The organism is Streptomyces albiflavescens (assembly GCF_014645835.1).
Classification (GTDB): Bacteria; Actinomycetota; Actinomycetes; order Streptomycetales; family Streptomycetaceae; genus Streptomyces; species Streptomyces albiflavescens.
On sequence record NZ_BMMM01000014.1, the window covers coordinates 62,131 to 84,719 of the forward strand.

The 22,589-nt window shown below is 70.0% G+C and carries 19 protein-coding genes; 10 read left to right on the forward strand and 9 right to left on the reverse strand.

Going from position 1 to position 22,589, the window contains the following annotated elements; genetic code table 11:
* Nucleotides 1-44: 44 nt before the first annotated feature.
* Complete coding sequence (locus IEY95_RS32675) at nt 45-722, reverse strand: DUF2238 domain-containing protein (RefSeq protein WP_189189791.1); 678 nt, start codon at nt 720-722, stop codon at nt 45-47.
* 289 nt (nt 723-1,011) lie between these two features.
* Here IEY95_RS32675 and IEY95_RS32680 point away from each other — a divergent pair, with 289 nt between their 5' ends.
* Nucleotides 1,012-2,166: an FAD-dependent oxidoreductase gene (locus IEY95_RS32680; RefSeq protein ID WP_189189792.1), complete on the forward strand. Its 1,155-nt coding sequence runs from the start codon at nt 1,012-1,014 to the stop codon at nt 2,164-2,166.
* A gap of 385 nt (nt 2,167-2,551) precedes the next feature.
* Nucleotides 2,552-4,981, forward strand: coding sequence for a GH92 family glycosyl hydrolase (locus tag IEY95_RS32685; RefSeq protein WP_189189793.1), 2,430 nt, complete (start codon nt 2,552-2,554; stop codon nt 4,979-4,981).
* Nucleotides 4,982-5,390: 409 nt separating this feature from the next.
* Here the strand turns inward: IEY95_RS32685 and IEY95_RS32690 are convergent, their stop codons facing one another.
* Nucleotides 5,391-6,314 (reverse strand): LysR family transcriptional regulator, encoded by a 924-nt coding sequence (locus IEY95_RS32690; RefSeq protein ID WP_189189794.1) that lies wholly within the window; start codon nt 6,312-6,314, stop codon nt 5,391-5,393.
* Between the two features lie 71 nt (nt 6,315-6,385).
* On the opposite strand from IEY95_RS32690, the gene IEY95_RS32695 reads away from it, so the two are divergent.
* The 5 genes from IEY95_RS32695 to tgmB all read left to right on the forward strand — a co-directional run bounded on the left by IEY95_RS32695 (nt 6,386) and on the right by tgmB (nt 12,042).
* Entirely contained in the window at nt 6,386-7,273 is an 888-nt protein-coding gene (locus IEY95_RS32695) for an SDR family NAD(P)-dependent oxidoreductase (RefSeq protein WP_189189795.1), read from the forward strand.
* A gap of 935 nt (nt 7,274-8,208) precedes the next feature.
* On the forward strand, nt 8,209-9,318 hold the full coding sequence (locus IEY95_RS32700; RefSeq protein ID WP_189189796.1) for a PLP-dependent cysteine synthase family protein: 1,110 nt from the start codon (nt 8,209-8,211) through the stop codon (nt 9,316-9,318).
* Nucleotides 9,315-10,685: an MFS transporter gene (locus IEY95_RS32705; protein WP_189189797.1), complete on the forward strand. Its 1,371-nt coding sequence runs from the start codon at nt 9,315-9,317 to the stop codon at nt 10,683-10,685. The genes IEY95_RS32700 and IEY95_RS32705 overlap by 4 nt, the downstream gene beginning before the upstream one ends.
* 196 nt (nt 10,686-10,881) lie before the next feature.
* Entirely contained in the window at nt 10,882-11,073 is a 192-nt protein-coding gene (gene tgmA / locus IEY95_RS32710) for a putative ATP-grasp-modified RiPP (protein ID WP_189189798.1), read from the forward strand.
* A gap of 15 nt (nt 11,074-11,088) precedes the next feature.
* Nucleotides 11,089-12,042: an ATP-grasp ribosomal peptide maturase gene (gene tgmB / locus IEY95_RS32715; RefSeq protein WP_189189799.1), complete on the forward strand. Its 954-nt coding sequence runs from the start codon at nt 11,089-11,091 to the stop codon at nt 12,040-12,042.
* Nucleotides 12,043-12,130: 88 nt separating this feature from the next.
* On the opposite strand, the gene IEY95_RS32720 is transcribed toward tgmB, so the two are convergent.
* On the reverse strand, nt 12,131-13,723 hold the full coding sequence (locus IEY95_RS32720) for a serine/threonine protein kinase (RefSeq protein WP_308429363.1): 1,593 nt from the start codon (nt 13,721-13,723) through the stop codon (nt 12,131-12,133).
* 160 nt (nt 13,724-13,883) lie between these two features.
* Nucleotides 13,884-15,095, reverse strand: coding sequence for a 4-hydroxybenzoate 3-monooxygenase (locus IEY95_RS32725; protein ID WP_229703515.1), 1,212 nt, complete (start codon nt 15,093-15,095; stop codon nt 13,884-13,886).
* Between the two features lie 241 nt (nt 15,096-15,336).
* On the opposite strand from IEY95_RS32725, the gene IEY95_RS32730 reads away from it, so the two are divergent.
* Nucleotides 15,337-16,776, forward strand: coding sequence for a serine hydrolase domain-containing protein (locus IEY95_RS32730; RefSeq protein WP_189189802.1), 1,440 nt, complete (start codon nt 15,337-15,339; stop codon nt 16,774-16,776).
* 170 nt (nt 16,777-16,946) lie between these two features.
* A complete protein-coding gene (locus tag IEY95_RS32735; protein WP_189189947.1) occupies nt 16,947-17,402 on the forward strand; it encodes a hypothetical protein in 456 nt (151 codons plus the stop codon).
* Here the strand turns inward: IEY95_RS32735 and IEY95_RS32740 are convergent.
* Both IEY95_RS32740 and IEY95_RS32745 read right to left on the reverse strand, forming a co-directional pair.
* Entirely contained in the window at nt 17,389-17,673 is a 285-nt protein-coding gene (locus IEY95_RS32740) for a hypothetical protein (RefSeq protein ID WP_189189803.1), read from the reverse strand. The genes IEY95_RS32735 and IEY95_RS32740 overlap by 14 nt on opposite strands.
* A 380-nt stretch (nt 17,674-18,053) precedes the next feature.
* Nucleotides 18,054-18,269, reverse strand: coding sequence for a hypothetical protein (locus IEY95_RS32745; RefSeq protein ID WP_189189804.1), 216 nt, complete (start codon nt 18,267-18,269; stop codon nt 18,054-18,056).
* A gap of 150 nt (nt 18,270-18,419) precedes the next feature.
* On the opposite strand from IEY95_RS32745, the gene IEY95_RS32750 reads away from it, so the two are divergent.
* Nucleotides 18,420-18,911, forward strand: coding sequence for a VOC family protein (locus tag IEY95_RS32750; RefSeq protein ID WP_189189805.1), 492 nt, complete (start codon nt 18,420-18,422; stop codon nt 18,909-18,911).
* A gap of 113 nt (nt 18,912-19,024) precedes the next feature.
* Here the strand turns inward: IEY95_RS32750 and IEY95_RS32755 are convergent, their stop codons facing one another.
* Genes IEY95_RS32755 through IEY95_RS32765 form a run of 3 tightly spaced genes read right to left on the reverse strand, consistent with a single transcriptional unit; the run spans nt 19,025 to nt 22,487 of the window.
* A complete protein-coding gene (locus IEY95_RS32755) occupies nt 19,025-19,375 on the reverse strand; it encodes a UBP-type zinc finger domain-containing protein (protein WP_189189806.1) in 351 nt (116 codons plus the stop codon).
* A complete protein-coding gene (locus tag IEY95_RS32760; RefSeq protein WP_189189807.1) occupies nt 19,372-20,814 on the reverse strand; it encodes an ATP-binding protein in 1,443 nt (480 codons plus the stop codon). Before IEY95_RS32760 ends, IEY95_RS32755 begins: the two co-directional genes overlap by 4 nt.
* Nucleotides 20,811-22,487 (reverse strand): NAD(P)/FAD-dependent oxidoreductase, encoded by a 1,677-nt coding sequence (locus IEY95_RS32765; protein WP_189189808.1) that lies wholly within the window; start codon nt 22,485-22,487, stop codon nt 20,811-20,813. Before IEY95_RS32765 ends, IEY95_RS32760 begins: the two co-directional genes overlap by 4 nt.
* Nucleotides 22,488-22,589 lie beyond the last annotated feature (102 nt).

Sequence of the window (22,589 nt, forward strand, 5' to 3'; positions counted from 1 at the left end):
ACGGCCGGGCGGCCGCACCGATGGTGCGGCCGCCCGGTCCGTCGTTACCTCCTGCCCGACCCCGTGAGAGCGTCGAGCTGCCGGTCGTGCAGACGGCTCAGCAGCAGCACCGAGACGGTGGCCCCGATCAGCGCGCAGAACATGTCCCATTGGGTGTCCCACACGTCGCCCTGAGTGGCCAGGAAGTCATCGGCCGCGTGTCCGCCGATCACCGCGGCCGCCCACTCGAACATTTCGAAGACCGCGCTGAAGGCGAGGCAGGCGCACACGGTCAGCGGCGCCAGCCAGCGACTGCCGCGAAGCGGTGAGGTGCGGCTGAGCAGTTCCCGCACCAGGACGGCGGGCACGAAGCCCTGCATGAGGTGCCCGAACCGGTCGTAGGGATTGCGCTCGAGTCCGAGCCCGTCCCGCACCCAGTCACCCAACGGCACCTGCGCATACGTGTAGTGGCCGCCCACGGCGAGCACCAGCGCGTGCGCCGCGAGCAGACAGCACAGCAGATTCGTGAGCGGGAACCGCCGTCGGGTCAGGACGACCAAGGGCAGCCCGACCAGCACCCACACGGTCTCCAGCAGCCACGTCGTCGGGTCGTGCGGATGCCAGGCGGAGAGTGCCATGCCCGCGACGACGACCACGACGAGCACGGTCGGCAACGTCCGCCGAGGTGTGCGCTCCTCGGGCACCGACTGATGGGCGAGCAAGGCGAGGACGGGCTCGGGCATGAGTGGGCTCCTTGGTCCAGGTGGCTCCATCGTGCTGGACCACGGGGGCCAGGGCATGAGTACGGCTACTCACTCCGACCCGCGGTGCGGGATGGGGATGGGGATGGGGATGGGGATGGGGATGGGGATGGGGATGGGGATGGGGATGGGGATGGGGCGAACGCGTTCGCGTCGTACTTGTTCGTAACGAACATGTTCGTTATCGTCCAGGAGTGACAGCACACCCCACTCCCCGCCCCAGCTGTCGCGAACGCCCGGCGAAACCGGACACTCACCTGGAGAACCAGCCATGCCGACCCCTCACCACCACTCCATAGCCGTGATCGGCGCCGGTCTCGGCGGCCTCACGCTCGCACGCGTACTGCACCTGAACGGCATCGGCGCCGCCGTCTTCGACCTCGACGACTCACCGAACGCCCGCACGCAGGGCGGCATGCTGGACATGCACGAGGACTCCGGCCAAGCCGCACTGCGGGCCGCCGGCCTCTACGAGGAGTTCCGCGCGATCGTCCACGTCGGCGGCGAGGCCATGCGCATCCTCGGCAAGGACGCCACAGTCCGGATGGAGGACGACGGCGAGGCCGGTGAGCGCCCCGAGGTCACCAGGGGTGCCCTCCGCGACATCCTGCTCGGCTCGCTGCCCGCGGGCACCGTCCGCTGGGGTGCCAAGGTCTCCGGCACACGGACGCTCGACGACGGTCGCCACGAGGTGACGCTGGCCGACGGGGAGACGTTCACCGCCGATCTGCTGATCGGGGCCGACGGCGCCTGGTCGAAGGTGCGGTCCCTGGTCTCGGACGCCACCCCCCTCTACTCGGGTATCTCCTTCGTCGAGGCGCACCTCCTGGATGCCGACACTCGGCACCCGGAAAGCGCCGCCGTCGTCGGCGGGGGCATGCTGTTCGCGCTCGCCGAGGAGAAGGGCTTTCTCGGCCATCGCGATCCCGACGGCTCGCTGCACATCTACATCGCCCTGAGGACGCCGGCCCACTGGATCACCTCCGGTGCCATCGACTTCGCCGACACCGAAGCGGCCAAGGAGAGCCTTCTGGAGTACTTCGACGGCTGGGACGAGCGGCTGCGGTCCCTCATCGCCGACGCGGACGGCGCGCTCGTCCCCCGTCCGATCCACGCGCTGCCCGTCGACCACCGCTGGGACCGCACCCCCGGCGTCACCCTGCTCGGCGACGCCGCCCACCTGATGTCTCCGTTCGCGGGCGAGGGCGCCAACCTCGCCATGCTCGACGGCGCCGAGCTCGCGACGGCGATCGCCAGCCACCCCGACGACATCGAAAAGGCCCTGACCGCCTACGAGGAGGCTCTCTTCCCGCGTGCCGAGGAGGCGGCCACCGGGTCCGCGGCCAACCTCGACATCTGCTTCAGTCCGCACGCCCCGCAGAGCCTGGTCGACCAGATGGCCGCCTACCGTGCCGAGGCCGACTGACGCCGGCGGGTGCTCACGTACGGGTGCCTGCTTCCGGTCCCACAGGGCGGCGGACGCCCGGCGGCGGACGCCCGGCGGCGCGCCGCCCTCCGGCGCTCCGCGTTCGGCGAGCCGCTCTCCGCGATCAGTGATCAGTGATCAGTGATCAGTGATGGTGCTCCGCGTCGCGCGCGCGTCACGCTGAACCCCCCAACGCGCGGTCGATAAAGGCGACTTGGGTGACCCGCACGCTTCACCGCCCCGTCACCCACAGGACGCATACGCCACTTCCCGCCCTCCTGACCACCTTCTATCCTCGCGCCCGGGCTGGGGTCCGAGGCAGTCACCGGAAGACCTCGGCCTGACTCGTCCTCGTACGCCTCGTCCGTCGGAAGGTGACACTCCCATGCGCCCCCAATGGCTTCGCACAGCAAGACGGTTCGGCAGCAGATCCGCCGTCGTGGTCGTGACCACGGCGCTCGCCGTGAGCGTCCCGTTCCCGGCCGGCTCGGCTCCCCGTGCCGCGGACCGGCCGGTCTCCCTCGTGGACCCGCTCATCGGATCGGCGAACGGCGGCAACACCTACCCCGGCGCCACCCTCCCCTACGGGATGGTCGCCTGGTCCCCGACCAGCACCACCGGCGACCAGACCAGCACGGGGGCCGCCAACGGCTACCAGTACGGCACGACCCGCATCCGCGGCCTGAGCCTCACCCACGTCAACGGCGCCGGCTGCAACCCGGGCGCGGCCGGCGACGTACCGATCATGCCGTACGTCGGTGACATGACATCCTCGCCCTCGGCGGACACCAAGGACGCGGTCTACGCCGCCGACTTCACGCATGCCGAGGAGAAAGCCGCACCGGGGCGCTACACGCTCGGCCTCAAGTCCGGTGCCACCGCGGACCTGGCGGTGAGCAAGCGGGCGGGCGTCGCCGACTTCAGCTTTCCGAGTGACCGACCCGCCAACCTGCTCTTCCGCGTCTCCAACTCCCTCAACGGCAGCGAGGACGCGCACGTCGACATCGACACCGCGCACCGCAAGGTGACCGGCTGGGTGCTCACCGGTGCCTTCTGCGGCCGCCGCGCCAACGGCGGGACGAACAACCGCAAGAGCTACTACAAGCTTTACTTCAGCGCATCCTTCGATCGTGCCTTCTCGTCCGTGGGCACCTGGAAGGACGGCGCGCTCTCCGCGGGGTCGACTTCTGCCTCCGGTGGGGAGGGATACGCCACCGGTGCGGACCGCGCGGGCCGGGGCTCCGGTGGATACGTCGGCTTCGACACGAGCTCTGACAACGATGTCTCCATGCGGATCGGCATCTCGTACGTCAGTCTCGACGGGGCCGAGGCGAACCTTCGCGGGGAGATCGCACCGCACGCCGGCGTCGCGGAGGTGGCCGACGCCGGTGCGCGTGCTTGGGATCGCGAACTGAGCACCGTCCGCGTCGACGGCGGCAGCGCCGCCCAGCGCACCACCTTCTACACGGCGCTCTACCACTCCCTCATGCAGCCCAACCTGATCAGCGACAGGGACGGCCGCTACTACGGCATGGACGGCGCGGTGCACCGTCTGGCCCGCGGGCAGCGGGCTCAGTACAGCAACTTCTCGGGCTGGGACCAGTACCGCGCCCAGATACAGCTCCTCGCCCTGCTCAAGCCGAGGATCGCGGGCGACTTCGCCCAGTCCCTCTACAACTTCGCGCGGCAGAACGGCGGTGTCTGGGACCGCTGGGTGCACATCAGCGGCGCCACCCATGTGATGACGGGCGACCCTTCGGCGGCGACGCTGGCCACTTTCTATGCCATGGGAGTCCGTAATTTCGACTACGAGGGAGCCTTCGACTCGCTCGTGCGCCAGGCCACCGTCCCCAACCCGGACGAACTCTCGGACGCGGGCTGCCCCGGTCAGTGCGTCGGTCAACGCCCGAACCTGGCACAGTACTTGAGCTCGCACTACGCCGCTCAGGACGTCTGCCAATGCTGGGGCGGCGCCGCCGAGACCCTTGAGGACGCCGTCGCCGACTCCGCGCTGGCGAAGTGGGCGAAGCTGCTGGGCCGAGACAAGGAAGCCGCCGTCTTCTCCGAGCGCGCCGACTATTGGCGCAATGTCTTCAACCCCGACGCCACGGCCGACGCCGGCTACATCCAGGCCCGCAACCTCGACGGCTCCTGGGTGACGCCCTTCAGCCCGGGAAGCGACCGCGGTTTCGCTCAGGGAACCAGCGCCACGTACACCTGGATGGTTCCGCAGGACGTGCAGGGCCTGGCCGTCGCCATGGGCGGTCGTGAGAAGGCCGCCGCCCGCCTCGACGGCTTCTTCCACACAGCGGACGGGTCCTGGTCGGTCCGCGGCGGTGACCCGCTCCGCTACGACCCGACCAACGAACCCGGCATCCACGCACCCTGGCTCTACAACACGCTCGGTCAGCCCTGGAAGACCCAGGCGACGGTGCGTCAGATTCTCAACACCGTGTACGGCACCGGGCCTTCGGGTCTGCCGGGCAACGACGATCTCGGCACCATGTCGGCCTGGTACGTGTTTTCCGCGCTGGGCCTGTATCCCCAAGCCCCTGGCAGCGCCTCCATGCTGGTTGGCGCACCACTCTTCCCGAGCGCCGTTGTCGACCGTCCGGGCGGGACCGGCATCGCGCTCAGTGCGCCCGACGCGGATGCCGCGCATCCGTACATCGACGCCGTACGAGTCAACGGTCGTGCCACGCAACGCTCCTGGACGGACGGCGACCTGACCACGAAGGGCGGCGCCCTCACCTTCGAGCTCGCCGAACAGCCCAACACCCAGTGGGCCACCGACCCGGACGATCTGCCGCGGTAACGCCCGGCGGCCTCGCGAGCACGGTGGGTTCTCGCGAGGCCGTAGGCGCCGCTCACCAGCCACCGGTCCTCGAAGACGGTCAGATCCAACTCGCCGGGGAGCACGGTCAGCTGGTAACCGCCCGGCTGCGTCACCAGCCGTACCGCCCTGCCCGCGGAGTCCGCCCCGGCGTCCGTGGCGGACAGCAGCCGGCGCAGCCCGGCCACATGCGTCCGCAGATTCGCCACGGCCGACGCTGGTGAGGTCTGACCCCATACGACGTCGATGAGCCGGTGGACGCCCACGACCTGGTTGTCAGCAGTGCCCTCTTCGGTGCCGCGACTCCACCGTGATCGTCGAAGCGACGACAGAACCCCCCTCATGGGGCCGTTCACCTCGACGGCGTTCGTGGGGACGAGGGCAGCGAAGGTCAGGCCACCGTGTCGGCGTCGAGGGCCGCGGCACGCAGGGCGGCTGCGACGCGGGTGACCGGTTCGGTCGGGCGGTGGGGGAGTCGGGCCAGCAGGAGGCGCCGCTGCTCCTGGGGCCCACCGCGGACCGGCAGGATGCGTACGCCCGGTGGGGCGGCCGGGGCGAGCGCGGCAGGCACGGTGGTCAATCCGCAGCCGGTGGCGACGAGATGGAGTTTGGCCAGCCAGTCACGGGCGGTGTGGGCGATCTCGGGCCGCTCGTCCAGGCCCGGCCATACTCCCATGAGCCCGTCTTCTCCGGAGGAGGAGCTGGTGATCCAGCGCTGCCCGCGCAGGTCGGCCACGTCAATGAAGTCGCCGCGGGCGAGCGGGTGGGTGGCGGGCACCGCAAGACACAGCGCGCGTTCGGTGAGCGTCTGCAGCGCGAGTGGGGGCGATTCGGCGTCCGGTGGGCGGAACGGTGGTGCCGACGCGAGCAGGGCCAGGTCCAGACTTCCGGCCCGCAGTGCGCGCACCAGCGCCGGGGTACTGCCCTCCCGGCTGACGACCTGGATGGCGGGGTCCGTGTGGCGCAGCGCGGCCAGGGCCCGGGGCAGCAAGACGGCTCCGGCGCTGGGGAACCAGCCCAGGCGGACCGTCCCGGCCTGCCCGGGCAGGCCGGACAGCTCGCGCGCGGCGGCGTCGATCTCGTCGAGCACGATCGTCGCGCGGCGCATGACGACGCGGCCGGCCGTGGTGAGCCGTACTCCGTCGCGCCGCCGCTCCAGCAACTCCGCGCCCGCCGCCCGCTCGATCGAGGCGATCTGCCGGGACACCGCGGACTGGGTATAGCCCAGCGATGTCGCGGCCGCGGTGAAGGTGCCCTGCTCGGCCACCGCGCGGAAGACACGGAGCGCGGTGAGTGACACATCAGTGAAGTCCATGACGATTGCGCATACTAGCTGTGCCTCAATGTCGTTGGACTCATGGCGTCGGCGTTTCTAGCGTGGCATGCATGAACGCTTCTCGTATCGCCCTCGTGACGGGCGCCAACCAAGGACTCGGCCGCGCCCTCGTCGAAGGACTGGCGACCCGCATGGGCCCGGACGACCTGGTCCTGCTCACCGGTCGCAACCATCAGCGCGTGACGGACGCCGCCCGCGAGGTCACCCAGCTGCCGGGCACACGCGCCCGCGTCGAGGGCCGGGCCCTGGACGTGACCGACACCGACGCCATCGCCCGCCTCGCCGACGAACTCCGGGCACAGTACGGCGGAGTCGACGTGGTGATCTCCAACGCGATCGCCCGGCTGCTGCCCGAGGAGTCACAGGCCGAGCGGGCCGACGAATTCATCGACGTCTCCAACACCGCCACCCACGCGATCCTTCGCTCGTTCGGCCCGATCGTGCGCCCGGGCGGCCGCCTGATCGTCGTGGCCAGCAGCCTCGGCACCCTCGGCCACCTGAGCCCACGGCTGCACCACCTGTTCGACGGTGCGAGCCTCGACCAGGTCGAGTACGCCGTCGAGTCCTGGCGCGGCGCCATCCACCACAAGACCGCGGAAGAGGCGGGCTGGCCGCGCTGGCTGAACGTGCCCTCGAAGGTCGCCCAGGTCGCCGCCGTCCGCGCGGTCGCCGCCGAACGCCGCGAGCGCGACCTCATGACCAACACCCTGGTTGCGTCCGTGTGCCCGGGCATGGTGGACACGGCCACCTCCCGGCCCTGGTTCAGTGATTACAGCCAGGCTCAGCCGCCCTCCCAGGCCGCCCGCGCCGTCCTCGACCTGGTGTTCGCCGAGCACGTTGATCCCGCCCTGTACGGCGAGTTGGTCCGCTTCGGCAAGGCCCTGCCCTGGCACGACGGCACACCCCTGGTGGAACAGGACGGCCTGCTCAAGCCCTGAACGCAGGTCGTCGCACACGCTTCGGCAGAGCAAGAAGTTCACCCATGAGTGTCATCAGAACCTCACTCGGTTTCCGCCGTCGGCCGTAGCGCGTCCGTGCCCGTCATGAGAGGTCGACTCGACCGTTTGCGATCACAGAAGTGTCCTGCCCATGCGCGTGGTTGGGCCGATCGGGTGGCGGCGGTGTCGGCAGGTGGCTGTTTACGAGGTGTTCTCGTCGCATGAAATGCCGGATTTCCGGCGGGGAGTTAGGATCACGGCGTGATTACGGCCTGGTCGCCTTCCGGCACGCAGCAGAGTCGCTCATCAGCGGCTCTGTGGCGTGTCCTGGGACTGGGCCTGCTGCTCTGCGGTCTGCTCCACGCGCACGCCGTCAGCCCTGAGGCCACGGTGAGTCACCTTTATGTGGGCGAGAGCGCGGCGGTGTTCGGCGCTCACGTTGAGCCCGCCGCCGAGAGCAAGGGCGTTGCACGTGCGATGTCGGCAGGGTCGGTGGGCCAGAGGTCGACGGGACACCGGGACGGCCACGGACACCAGCACGCTGTCGAGGACTGCGCGCTCGGGCAGCCTCCGCAGAGCACCGATGCACGGGTGCCCTGCCCATCTCCGCTGCACCCGGCGAGCGACGACAACGAGATGCTTCGCCCGGTGCGCCTCCGTCACGCCGCAGCGCGGGACGTCGTGGCCCCGATAGCGCATGCGGCGGACTCCGCGGTTCTTCGTATCTAGGTCGGCGCTTCTCGAATCGGTCGACGTCTCCTCGGATGCACCGACTCGGCTCAACGCTGTCTGCGGTCCTGCCTCCGGCGGCCGGTTCAAGGCGTCCGGCCTCCTGCGCATCGCGCTCTGTGGCACGGCGCCGGGGATGGTCGACGACTCGTTCACCACCACCCCCACTGATCGCTGTCCGTTCACACCGATCGAGAGCGAAACACATGCACTCCCTGACCACGAGTGACATCACCCCCGCCGGCTCCACCCTCCCGGGCCTCGTCGGCAACACCCCTGTCCTGCACGTGTCCCAGCCCTTCACCATGCCCGGTCGCGGCTTCTGGGCGAAGCTGGAGGGCTTCAACCCCGGTGGCATCAAGGACCGCCCCGGACTGCACATGGTCGAACGGGCCCGAGCCCGCGGCGAGTTGCGGCCGGGCCGCCCCATCATCGAGTCGACCAGCGGCACACTGGGCCTCGGCCTCGCCCTGGCCGGAATGGTGTACGGGCACCCCGTCACGCTTGTCACGGACCCGGGCCTCGAACCCTCGATGACCAGGCTCCTCGTCGCCTACGGCGTCACCGTCGACATGGTGTCGCGGCCGCACTCCACGGGCGGCTGGCAGCAGGCTCGCCGTGACCGGGTCGCCGAGCTGCTGACGGAACATCGGGGAGCGTGGTCCCCGGATCAGTACAACAACCCCGACAACGTCGCGGCGTACACCCCGCTGGCTCTCGAACTCGCCTCGCAGATGGGCCACATCGACGTGCTCGTCTGCAGTGTCGGTACGGGAGGTCACTCCGCGGGGATCTCGCGCGCGCTGCGCCGGCTCTGTCCGGGGATGCGCCTGGTGGGCGTCGACACCATCGGCTCGACCATCTTCGGCCAGCCCGACCGGCCCCGACTCATGCGGGGTCTCGGATCGAGCATCCATCCGCGCAATGTGGCGTACGAGGACTTCGCCGAGGTGCATTGGGTGGCTCCGGCCGAATCGGTCTGGGCGTGCAGGCAGCTGGCCGCCTCGCACTACGCCACGGGCGGCTGGAGCGTCGGCGCGGTCGCCCTGGTGGCCGGCTGGCTTGCCCGGACGACGCCTCGGAACACCCGCGTCGTGGCGATCTTCCCGGACGGGCCCCAGCGCTATCTGGAGACCATCTACAACGACCGATTCTGCGCCGAGCACGGGCTGTTGGACGCGCCTCCCGCGCCCGAACCCGAGGTCGTGGCCCACCCGGACGAGAAGGAAGTCACCCGCTGGACGCGCTGCACCGCGGTCCTCGACCCACTCTCCCCGACGGCGAAGAAGGTCGGCGCGAAAGGCGGCGGGAGGTGAGGGCGACACTCGCGCAGGTCCGCTCCTACGACCGGAGCGTCCAACTGCTCCTGGCGAACCAGTTCACCATCAACCTCGGCTTCTACATGCTGATGCCGTATCTGGCCCAGCATCTGTCGGGAACTCTGGGCTTGGCCGGCTGGCTCGTCGGACTCGTTCTGGGCGTACGGAACTTCAGCCAGCAGGGCATGTTTCTCGTCGGCGGAACTCTCGCCGACCGGTTCGGCTACAAACCCTTGATCGTTGCCGGATGTGTGCTGCGTACGGTCGGCTTCGCCGCGCTCGGCCTGGTCGACTCGGTCCCGGCGCTGCTCGCCGCCTCGGCGGCCACCGGCTTCGCGGGGGCTCTGTTCAACCCGGCTGTGCGCGCCTACCTCGCCGCCGACGCGGGCGAGCGCCGCGTCGAGGCCTTCGCCCTCTTCAACGTCTTCTACCAGGCGGGCATTCTGCTCGGCCCGCTGGTCGGGATGCTGCTGACCGGCTTCGACTTCCGCTTGCCCTGCCTGGTCTCGGCATCGATCTTCGCGTTGCTGAGCGCAGTGCAGATCCGCGCCCTCCCAGCCCGCACAGCCGGCCATGCCGCGGACGCGGAGGCCGGTGACCGTCAGAGCGTGCCGGCGCAGTGGCGAGGCGTCGTACGCAACCGCGCGTTCCTCCTCTTCGCCACCGCCATGATCGGCTCCTACGTCCTGTCCTTCCAGGTCTATCTCGCGCTACCGCTGGAGGTGCGACGCCTGGGCGGCGAAGGGGAGTTCGGGACGGCGGCCGTCGCCCTGCTCTTCGCCGCCTCGGGACTGGCCACCGTCTTCGGACAGACTCGGGTGACCGAGTGGTGCAAGGCACGGCTGGAGCCCGGTCAGGCCCTGGCCCGGGGGGTGTCGGTCATGGGTCTCGCCTTCGTGCCGCTGCTCGCGGGCACGTTCGTGCCCGTGCCCGACGCACAGGTCGGGCACCGACTGCTCGTCGCTCTCCTGCCGACACTGGCGGCTCTGCTCCTCGCGTTGGGCACGATGATCGCGTACCCCTTCGAGATGGACACGATCGTCCGGCTCTCCGGAAACCGCCTCGTCGCCACCCATTACGGGCTCTACAACACCATCTGCGGCATCGGCATCACGCTGGGCAACCTGCTCACCGGAGCGGCCCTCGACGCCGCGCGGGCGGCCGGCATGTCCGCACTGCCGTGGCTCGCGCTGCTCATCCTGGGCGTGGCGTGTGCCGCGTCCCTCCATGTCCTGTACCGGGCCGGTCTTTTGGCAACCATGGCTGCTGAGCCCGCGTCCGTCACTGCGGAGGGAACCTCCCTGCTGCAACGAGGAGAGCAAGTCGAAGTCACCGGGAACTCTCCCGGGGTGGCTCGGCGTTGAGGTCACTGAGGATGAAGCATTGGCCTAAGCTTTGGGCCGGGATCAACACAGACACACGAGCAGTGCGGCAACAGACAAGCTTGAATCGACGCGATGTGACGACCTTCACCCTGATGTGGCGGAAAGTGATGAATTCCTTACGGCCATGACACGTACGGGTGGACGTAGAGCACCGTGAAACCGGGGAGGATTTTTCATGCGACCGTTCACCCTCAACTACGCCATGCCCACCGGGCAGTCGGCCGCGACGACCCCGTACCACTTCGATGTGGCGCTGCAGTTGAACGTCCTGCCCGACGGCCGCCCGGCCGTCAGCGACCGTGCGCTCCTGATGGCCACCGGTACCACGACGTCCACGGCCGGCTCCCAGACGCACTTCGACGACTGACGGCCACCCGCGCGCATGACGGTACTCATTCTCACGGCCGAGCAGGACGTCACCGCCGACATGGTGGTGGCCCAACTGCACGAGCGAGGCGTGCCCATGGTGCGCCTCGACCCAGCCGACCTGCCGGGCAAAGCGGTGCTCTCCGCCGACTACGCCCACGGGGACTTCGACGGCTATCTGTCGGTCAACGGCCATGTGCTCAGCATGGGTGGCCTGCGATCCGTGTGGGTGCGGCGGCCGGGCGAGCCGGCCGCTCACGCCGCCGAGCCCTCGCCCTGGCTCACCGCCGAGACGCGGCAGGCCTTGTTCGGCATGCTCTACTCCGCCTCGACCCGCTGGATGAACCATCCGCGCCGCGCCGAGCAGGCCCGGCACAAGCCCTGGCAGCTGCGGGTCGCCCACAGCAGCGGCTTCGCGGTGCCGCCCACCATCGTCACGACCGCTCCGCGGGTGGCCCAGGAGTTCGTCGAGGAGTACCGGGACGTGGTGGTGAAGTCGGCCTCCGGGCCCCCGCCCGGTGAGCCGCCGGTGGCCCTGCCGACCACGCTCATCGGACCCGACGCGGACTTCTCCGGCGTCGCGGCCGGTCCCGCGCTCCTGCAGCAGTACATCCCCAAGCGCGCCGACATACGACTGACCAGCATCGGCACCCGTATGTTCGCCGCCAGGAAGGCCGCCGTGCCCGGACAGGTCGACGGGCGGTTCGGAGACACCGGACACGCATGGGAGGCCACCGCCGTGCCCGGCCGCATCGCCCGCTCGGTCCACGAGTACCTCGTCCTCACCGGACTCGCGTACGCCGCCTTCGACTTCGCCGAGGACGAGGACGGCGTCTGGTGGTTCCTGGAGGGCAACCAGGGAGGCCAGTTCGGCTTCATCGAGTTGGAGACCGGTCAGCCCATCGCCGACACGGTCGCCGAGTGGCTGTCGCAGCGAAGACCCGCGCACCGTATCCCCGAGGGGCACTGACACTCCTCCACCACAGACCGTGACCAACAGGCGGCGGTGTCCGTTTGGCGCGAACGGCGCTCTCCGGCCGACCGGAGCGTAGGCGTGATCACTGGGCACTCGGCTGAAAGGACTGGAGGAAGACGTCCAGCGCCTTCCGGTTCGCGGAGGTGTCCCAGTCGTTCGCCGGGGTCGTCCAGCGCAGCGAGAAGCCCCGGTGATCGCCGATCAGGAAGCCGCGGCCGAAGGTGCGCTCGCGGACCCCGTCGGTCACGGAGTACCACTCCATGTCGGCACCCTTGCGGCCGCGATAGTCCACGGCCCGGATGTCGCCCACCCGCTCGTAGCCGGCGGAATCGGCGCGCAGGGACGGCTCCAGCGCGCTCCAGACGGCGACGGGATCCGGGCCCAGCTGCGTGCTGTAGGTGACGGCCAGCGTGCGTGGGTCACCGCTCGCCCCGAAGGTGACGCGATAGGACAGGTCCGCGGATCTCGTGGTCCGGAGGCGTTCCCAGCCCTTGGGGAGGTCGATGGAGAAGCCCTCGGGTGCCTGATAGCGGGCAAAGCCGGACGGCGCCTTCTCGCCGACGGTGGAGGAGGGGGACGGCTTGGGGGACGCCGGCGGTGTCCGTTCGGGGAGCGTGGCGGGGGCGGCGGAGGGGCTGCTCTCGGCGGTCCGTGAGGGAGCCGCGCCGGATGCGGACGTGTCCCCGTCGGGCAGTCCGCCCGCCGCGGTGAGCACGGCGAAGCAGACGACGGTGACGGCCAGCGCCCCGCCCAGCAGGACCGGCCGGCTGACCGGCAATCCGCCCCGGAGCCGTCCCACGCGCCGGGCGACGGCGCACGGATCCAGGAAATGCGGCAGGGGCGCCATGGCCGTCGCGTCGTCGAGTTCCTTCTTGAGGATGCGCGTCAGGGCCTCGCGTACGACCGGCTCGGGCACCCGCTCCAAGGGATCCCTGCGCAGGAGCCCCTGAATGGCCGGTGCGAGCGGTCCCGCGCTGAGCGGGGCCCGGATGGGCAGCCGGTCCACGGCGCGCAGTGTGGCGTCGAGTCGTCCACGGTCGCGGATGGGTGGTCGGCCCTCGACCATCGCGTACATCATCGCGCCCAGCGCCCACAGGTCCGCCGCCGGTCCGGTGCCCTCACCACGGGTCTGCTCGGGGGAGGCGTACGACGGCGCGGTGACGCGTGGCGAGACGGTGGATCCCATGAGGCCGAAACCGCGCACCGTGACCGCGCCCCGTTCGTGCACGTGCACCTGGCCGGGGCTCAGATCGCCGTGCGTCACCCCCGCGTTGTGGGCGGCCGCGAGGACGTCGAGGAGGCCGAGCCCGACGCGGGCCGCGCGGATGTAGTTCACCGGGCCGCGCCCGAGGAGTTCGGTCAGCGGGACGCCCGGGGACCGCTCCGTGACCGTCCACACGAAGTCGTGCTCCTCGATCACGTCGAGGACCGTGGCCACCCGGCCGGGACAGACGAGCTCCAGGCGCTCGGACTCGCGCAGGATCCGCGTGGCGGTACGGTGCTCCGCCTCCTCGCGCCGATGCTCCGGCAGCCGCGACCAGGTCAAGGCGACCGGCCGCTCGAAGTCGAGGTCCTGACCGTGCCAGCCGACGCGGCCCTCTTCCCGGTGGGCGACCTCGAGCAGTCGGTATCTTCCGGCGACCAACTCGCCCGTGGGGTCTTGCACCTTGACCATCGTCATCCCTCGCTGTGCACCGGGCTCTCACCTTTCCCGGAAGTACGGAGGGTGTGACGTTGTGTGCTCAACGGGGAGGGGTTCCAAAGACCTGTTTTTCTTCAGTGCCCCGGCGGTCGCCCACTCGTGCGAAAGGTTCAGGCCAGCGGCGCCTGACGGCTCACCGCACGGGGTCCTTGCCGATGTAGGAGTCCGCGAACGTGGCCGCCGCGGCGGGGGAGCCCAGGAGTCGCCGCAGTCGCGCCCCCGCGGAACCCGCTCGGAAGGGATCGCCCGACGAAGGCCCGTGCAGCAACTCCGCGAACCACTGGGAGAATTCCTGGTACTCCCATACGCGCCGCAGACAGGCCGCCGAGTAGTCACGCAGCCCACTGCGGTCGCCCGTCCCGAAGTAGGCGACGAGCGCGTCCGCCAGAAGCAGTGCGTCGTACAGCGCCAGGTTCATGCCCTTCGCCGCGATCGGCGCCACGAGATGGGCGGAGTCGCCCGCCAGGAACAGCCGTCCGTACGTCATCGGCTCCACGACATAGCTGTGCATGTCGAGCACCCGCTTCTCGATCAGCCGTCCTTCGGTGAGCGGTGCGGCACCGGTCACCGACAGCCGGGCGTGGAGCTCCGACCACACTGTGTCGTGCGGCCAGTTCTCCGGATCGTCGCCGGGCTTCACCTCCAGGTAGTAGCGGGTGACCTGGGGGCTGCGGGCCATGTGGGCGGCGAATCCACCTGAGTTCACACCGAAGACGACACAGTCGGACGACGGCGGTGCCTCGGCGAGCAGCGCCAGCCAGCCCACTCCGTAGTCGTAGCGGGCCAGGGAGCCGCGCTCCGGTGGGACGTAGGTACGGGTCACTCCGCGTGCGCCGTCGCAGCCCGCGATGATCTCGCACTCGATGCGCCGGCGCTCGCCGGTGGCCGGGTCCGTGTACAGCACCGAGGGGCGGTCGCCGTCGATGGCGTGCAGGGCGACATCCTGTACGTCGAACCGGATGTCGCCGCCGCGTATGTCGGCGTACTCGCGCACCAGGTCGGTCACCAACAGCGGCTGCGGATAGACGAAGTGGCGGTCTCCGGTCAGCTCGGCGTACCGGAACCGGTGACGTTCACCGTCGATCCGGAACTCGCACTCGCTGTGCGGCTGGGCCCGCTCCACGAGCCGGTCGGCCAGCCCCCGTTGGCGCAGGGCGCGTACCGCCCATTCCTCGATGAAGCCCGCCCGGGGCCGCTGTTCGATGAACTCCCGGCTCTCGTTCTCCAGGACCACGCAGTCGAGGGACGCGGCGCGCAGGATGTTGCCGAGGGTGAGACCGGCCGGTCCCGCGCCGACGATGACGACGGGAACGCGCTCTACGGATGTGGCTGTGGGGGAGATCACTCGATCATTATGACGGTGACCCGTCAACGCCGGGCATCCGCCCATGTGTTGATGCCCCAGCGGGGCCCGAGGCCCGGCTCGGCGGGCTGCGCTTCACGCGAAGGCCGCGCACACCATCACTGCAAGCCCGCCCGCGGCTCATGGACGCGCGGGCGCCCGCACGGGAAGGATGGCGTACGCATGTATACCGTGTCCGGCTGTGTGTCACAGCCGCTGTCCCGAGCCGCCCGGAGGCCCCCGTATGAGTGCTCGTCCCCTGCCTGTCAGCACGCCCGGCGAACAGGGCGTCGACGCGTCGGGCATTCACGCGTTCCTCGATGCCGTCGAGGCCGCCCCGGACATGGAACCGCACAGCCTGATGATCCTGCGCCACGGTCACGTCGTGGCGTCCGGCTGGTGGGCGCCGTACACACCCGAGCGCCGTCAACTGCTCTACTCGCTGAGCAAGAGCTTCACGTCCACGGCCGCGGGATTCGCCGCCGCCGAGGGGCTGTTGCGCCTGGACGACCCCGTGATCTCGTACTTCCCCGAGTTCGACGCCGACATCACCGACCCGCGCAGTCGCGCCATGCTCGTCCGGCATGTCGCGTCGATGGCGAGCGGGCACCTGGGTGAGACCTACGCCGAGGCGTTCCGGCTCGACCGGAAGGAGACCGTACGCGGCTTCCTGCTGATGCCGCCGGACCGCGACCCCGGCACCGTGTTCGCGTACAACCAGTCCGCCACGTACACGCTCGCCGCGATCGTCCAGCGCGTGACCGGGCAGTCGCTGACGGCCTATCTGCGGCCCCGGCTGTTCGACCCACTGGGCATCGGGGAGGCCGCCTGGCGGCAGGGCCCGGCCGGCCGCGATCTCGGCTTCAGTGGCCTGCACGCCGCGACCGACGCGATCGCCCGACTCGGCCAGCTGTACCTGCGGGACGGTGTCTGGGAGGGACGGCGGCTCCTCCCGTCCTCGTGGATCGCAGAGGCCACCCGTGCGCACATCTCCACCGCGGACGGTACGGCCGAAGGGGCGCTGTCGGACTGGCAGCAGGGGTACGGATTCCAGTTCTGGAGGTCCCGGCACGGGTACCGCGGCGACGGAGCGTACGGACAGTTCTGTCTCGTCCTGCCCGAGTGCGACGCGGTGATCGCGACGACCACGGCGACCGAGCAGACGCAGGACCTGCTGAACCTGGTGTGGCGCCACCTGCTCCCCGCCTTCGGCACCGCTCCGCTCCCGGGCGAGAAGGACGACACACTGCGCAGCCGTCTCGCGCGCCTGGCCCTGCCGCCGGTCGAGGCGCGTCCAGAGCCTCCCGCGCGCAGCGATGCCTGGGCGGGCGCCGAGTTCGTCCCGGAGGGCGGTGCCTGCGCGGATCAGCGGACGCTGACGGGAGTCGCGGTCGCGAAGGGGGACAAGGGCTGGCGCGTGTCGCTGGCCGAGGGCGACCGGCGCATCGACCTGATGCTCGGTACCACCGACTGGACCGTCGACTCCGGCTCGAACCCCACGGCCGTGAGCGGCGGATGGACCGACCCGGAGACCCTGCGCGTCGACGTGCTGTTCCTGGAGACCCCGCACCGGTTGACGGTGACCTGCTCGCTCCCGGACCGCACGTTCACGGCGCGGTGGCACACCACCCCCCTGCACGGCGGTGCACTGCACAAACTTCACGCACCATGGCCCCTGCCGTAACCGGCCAAGGTAAAACGCCAGACCGCGCCACCCCTTCCGCCACGTAGAAATATCTACCAACATGCATATGCCGAGGGGCTGATGGGCAATCGCAAGCCCCGCCGGCTGCGTCCTTCTCCGCGCGTGCCGAGCGGAGCGGAATATCCCCGGAGTGGGCCTTGACGAATGCGATGTGGATGCAAAGTGTGGAGTGGCTCGCCGCAGCCGCCACCGACCCCCGGGCGTGCAAACGGGAGTGGGACCAGGGCAGCGGCAGCGTGCTCCTGGAAGCCGGGCGCTTCTGGGACGTGTTGAGCGTTCCCGAACAACTGGGCCTGCTCGCCCTGGACATACTGTGGTCCGACCCGCTTCAGGTGCCGGGACCCACGCTGGTGGACTCCGCGGCCCGCCGCGTCGGCTTCTTCCTGCCGCCCGATCCCACCAGCCGCTGGGTGGGGTCCGGACTCCGTCACCTCGGCAAGGGCTCCTGGGTCGCCGTACCGCCGCCGTACCGGTCCTCGGGTTCCCTGGAGTGGATCATCCCGCCGGACGGGACCGGTGCCCTGCATCCGGCCCTCCCCCTGGAGCTGGCGCTGCGTCAGGCCAACGGAACGCTCGCCGTTCTGGCGCCCCTCAGCGAGGAGTGACCCTCACCCAGCCGGGGAGACCGCGGGGCACGGGAACCGCGGGCACGGGTTCGGCTTCGTCCACCTCCGGAGCCGGTGCGGCGAAGGAGGCCCACAGCACCTCGCGCACAGTGTGATGCTCCGGAACCACACGGCCCTTGGCCCGCCACTCCGAGACGAGCTGCGCGTAGATCGGCGGATTGCTCCGGTGGTCGTTGGACGGTTCGGCATACGGGCCGCCAACGCGTGCGCGGGTCGGAACGCGGCGCAGTGCTGTGTGAGTGCTCTCCATGTCGGAGCAACGTTCGCCCGCATGCCGGTGGTACGCGTCCTTGCCGCCGCCCACCGGGTTGGGTGAGCGCGCCCCCCGTTCGGAGCAACGGCGCAGCCGACTGGCCCGGGCGCGATCCGGCCCACGACAAGCATGATGCCGCGCCACGTCGTCGGTGGTCGTGGTGGCCGTCGAATCCGGGGCGGCTGTCGCGGTCGTCGTCGCGGCGCGGGCGCCTGGGGCGGTCCGACAGACGGCGCGCAGCAGCGCCGTCGCGGTCGCGGCCAGCGCCCCGAGGGGCACGCGTCGTGGCAGGGCGCCACCTTGACCGAAGGCGCGGGCGACCGCCACAGGGCTCAGCGGGAACCACGGGCCAGTGCCGTATGGGCGGCGTAGGCCTCCTACGCGGCCCCGTAGAAGTGTGCCTGGCCCCCACGCCACTTCACCCACGCGGGATCGTCCAGGAGGTCTTCCGCGTCGGGCAGACCTGCCCGGCCGAGGAACTCGATCAGGTCCTCGTCCGAGAACGCCACACCGAGGTTCTCGCCCCGAGCGGTCACCTGGCGGCCGCCGGTGCCAATGGTGGGATGCACTACCAAAGGGGCACGTCCGGACATGTATCCAGCATCGTCCTGAGTGCCGCAACCCGCATCCGGACGGCCGTAAACCGCTCCGGACGAGAACGGGGGTCAGGGGGGTCCAGAGTAGCCATGAAGTGGTTGAATTTAGTACCAAGAGCGGCTACTTCCCTACCTGAGGAGCTCCCGATGGATGCGGTGGACCTGGCAGCGATCGAGGCGGAGCGTCAGCGGATCCGGGACGCGTATCTGACCGAGGTGAGGCCGGCGAGTTCCGCCCGCGGTGTGCACCATGTCGCGCTGCTCTCCTCGGACGTCGAGCGGACCGTGCGGTTCTACCAGGACGTCCTGGGGTTCCCCCTCACGGAGATGATCGAGAACCGCGACTACAAGGGCTCCACCCACTTCTTCTTCGACCTCGGCCATGGCAATCTCCTGGCCTTCTTCGACTTCCCCGGCCTCGACCTGGGCCCGTACGCGGAGGTGCTCGGCGGACTGCACCACATGGCCATCTCGGTCGACCCCACCACCTGGCAGCGGCTGCGCGAGCGGCTGGATGCCGCCGGAGTCGAGTACGTGCAGGAGAGCGGCACGTCGATGTACTTCCGGGACCCCGACGGCGCCCGCATCGAACTGCTCGCCGAACCGCTCGGCGAGATGTACGGCAAGTCGGTGCTCTGAGCGCCTCCGCGCATGGTTGGCGCCGATACACACAGCGACCGCCCCAACGCTCAGCGTGGACGGAAACGCTCGGCGCACACCGAAAAGCCGGCGCTCGGAAGCGTAGGTGGCTGTCAGCGCAGTGTCTCGGCCCAGTTCGCGGGGACCCGTCCGGCCGGCCCCGGTGTGGGCTGGTCGGCCGGGTGGCTCACCGGGGGAGCGAGGTCGGGCCCCGACTCGTACAGCTCGGAGGTCTCGTAGTTCCAGAACCAGTTCTCGCCGGGCTCGAAGCTGCTGATGATGGGATGCCCGCTGCTGTGCGCGTGCGCGGTGGCGTGCTTCGCCGGAGAGTCGTCGCAGCAGCCGATGTGACCGCACTGGGCGCAGCGCCGCAGATGGAACCACCATCCGCCGACGGCGTCGCACTCGGTGCAGCCGGTGCCGCTCGGCGGAACGGCAGGGTCGATTCCGGTGGGCGTGGTCATGACGGCTCCTCGGAGGTGTCCGTGGCGGTCAGGGGGAGACGTACCTGGAAACGGGTGTTGCCGGGCACCGACTCCACATGAATGCTTCCGTGATGCTTGTTGGCGACGATCCGCCAGGAGATGTCCAGGCCGAGCCCGGTGCCCTCACCCACCGGCTTGGTGGTGAAGAACGGGTCGAAGATGCGGTCGCGGATCTCCGCGGGCACCCCTGGACCGGAGTCCCGGAACTCGACCAGCAATTGGTCCCGGTCGAGCGCGGTGCGCACCGTCAGTGTCCCCTCGCCGTCCATCGCGGAGACGGCGTTGTCGATGAGGTTGGTCCACACCTGGTTCAACTCACCTGGATAGGCGGGGATCCGCGGCAGCGTACGGTCGTACTCCTTGACGACCTTGATGCCGGAGCCCATCTTCCCGGCGAGCATCAACAGCGTGCTGTCCAGCAGCTCGTGCACGTCGGCGACCTGGTAGGGAGCGCGGTCGATCTGCGAGTACTGCTTGGCGGCGTCGACGAGGTGCGAGATGCGGGTGGTGGAGTCCGCGATCTCGTTCATGAGCAGCTCGGTCTCGACGGTGTAGTTGAGCCAGCCGATGGCCCCCGGCAGGATCTCCTCGTCCACTGTCGCCGCGACCTGTTCCAGCCAGTCGATGTCGAGGCCGCCCTGCACGAAGGTCGGTGCGATCCGCCAGCCTTCCGGGACGCCGTGGTCGTCGAGCCAGTCGGCGAGCGCGTCCTCGCGGTCGGAGGCTTCGAGGGGACTCAGGACCGGCGCCTTGGCGACGCGATCGGCCGTGCCCTCCTGGATCTCGATCAGCGACTTCAATGCGTCGCGCTCATATGGACCCGAGGCGATGACACCGAGCTTGTGCCGCATGTGCGCGACCCGGTCCCGGAGCGCCGAGGTGGCCCGAGCCGCCGCCGCCGCGGGGTTGTTGAGCTCATGCGTCAGCCCGGCCGACAGCGAACCGAGCGCCAGCAGTCGCTCGCGCTGGCCGATCGCTCGCTGGGTGTTCTGGCTGCCGAAGAACAGCCCTTCCAGCAGATGGACGGCCATCGGGAACCATTCCCGCAGGATCGCGGAGAACGTCTCGGCGGGCAGGACGAAGAACCGCGAGGGCTCGGTGACCCGTGCGGAGCCCTTGTAGCGGGTCTGGTCCGTTCGGGCCAGATAGGCCTGCATGGCCCCGGCGTACACCCCGCGCTTGGAGGTGCGGCTGATCTCCACGTCGTCGCCGCCGACCCGGCGCGACATCACGATCGTGCCTTCGAGGAGCACGAAGAAACAGGTGGCGGGCTCGCCCTCCTGGTACACATAGCCGGGCTCGAAGAGTTCCACCCGGCCTTCCTGGCAGAGGCGGTCGAGCTGGTCGGCGTTCAGCTTCTCGAACAGGAACAGCGAGCTGAGCTCCGCCGGCTCGCACGGCACCGGCCGGCTGCTCATGACTGCTCCAGATAGCGGTGGACGAGCATGACGGCCATGGCTCCCTCTCCGACCGCGGACGCGACCCGTTTCGCGGACTCGGCGCGTGCGTCCCCGGCCACGAACACGCCGGGCACGTTGGTCTCCAGGTGGTACGGCGGCCGGTCCAGCTCCCAGCCCGCGGGTGGCTGCCCGTCGGGTGTCATGTCCGGTCCGGCCATGATGAATCCGCGTGCGTCCCTGAGCACGGTCCCCTCCAGCCAGTCGGTGAGCGGCGCCGCGCCGATGAACACGAACATCCACTGCGCGTCGACCAGTTCGGTGTGTCCGCTCGCCACATCGCGCAGGGTGAGCTGCTCCAGATGGTCCGAGCCGTGCGCGGCCTCGACGACCGTGCCGGTGCGCACCGTGATGTTGTGTGCCTCGTCGATCTGCCGGATCAGGTAGTGCGACATCGAAGCGGACAGCGAGGAGCCGCGTACGAGGATGGTCACGGACTTCGCGCCCCGCGCCAGGTACATGGCGGCCTGCCCGGCCGAGTTGGCCCCGCCCACGATGTACACGTCGTGGCCCTGGCAGGCGGCCGCCTCGGTCAGCGCGGAACCGTAGAAGACCCCGCACCCGGTCAGATCGGCGAGCCCCGGAGCCTCCAGCTGCCGGTAGGACACGCCGGTCGCCAGGATCACCGAGTGGGCGGCGATCGCGGAGCCGTCGGAGAAGCGGATGGTGCGCGACGCCCCGGTGACCTCGAGTCCGGTCACCTCGCGCGCGGTGAGGATCTCGGCGCCGAATTTCGACGCCTGCCGTCGCGCGCGGTCGGTGAGCTGCGCCCCGGACACGCCGTCCGGGAAGCCGAGGTAGTTCTCGATCCGCGAGCTCTGTCCCGCCTGTCCTCCGGTCGCCGACCGTTCCACGAGCACCGTCCGCAGCCCCTCGGACGCGCCGTACACGGCGGCTCCGAGCCCCGCCGGACCGCCGCCGATGACGACGAGGTCGTAGAACTCCTCCGCCGGCGTCGTGGCCAGGCCCACATGTGAGGCCAGATCCGGATCCTCGGGCTCCACCAGCGGCGTACCGTCCGGCGTGATCACGAGCGGCAGCCGCTCCCCGTCCTGACCGGCGGCCGCCAGCAGCCGCCGGCCTTCCGGGGTCTCGGACGAGTACCAGCGGTAGGGCACCTGGTTGCGGGCCAGGAACTCCCGCACACCCGAGGTGCGCGCCGACCACCGGTGCCCGACCACCTTGCAGGTCGCCACGGGCCGGTAGTCGCTGGCCCGCCACGCGTCCAGCAGATCGTCCACGACCGGATAGAGCTTCTCCTCCGGCGGATCCCACGGCTTGAGCAGGTAGTGGTCCAGGTCGATCACATTGATCGCGTCGATCGCCGCGTTCGTGTCCGCGTAGGCGGTGAGCAGCACGCGGCGCGCCCCCGGATACACGTCGAGCGCCTGCTCCAGGAACTCGATGCCGTTCATCTGCGGCATCCGGTAGTCGGCGAGGATCACCGCCACCTGGTCGCCGCGCAGCTTGAGCTCTCGCAGCGCGTCCAGTGCGGCGTCCCCGGACTCGGCGCGCACGATCCGGTGCGACTCGCCGTAGCGGCGCCTGAGGTCGCGGGCGACGGCGCGCGACACCCCGGGATCGTCATCGACGGTCAGAATGACGGTCCGCGCCGGACTGGCGGCCTGTGCCATATGTCTCCCACCCCGAGCAGGTCAGTGTTGTCCCGGCATCGCGGACGCCGCGGCGAGCCGTTCGGCCGGTACAGGCTTCAATCGTATGTACGATCGGTCGCC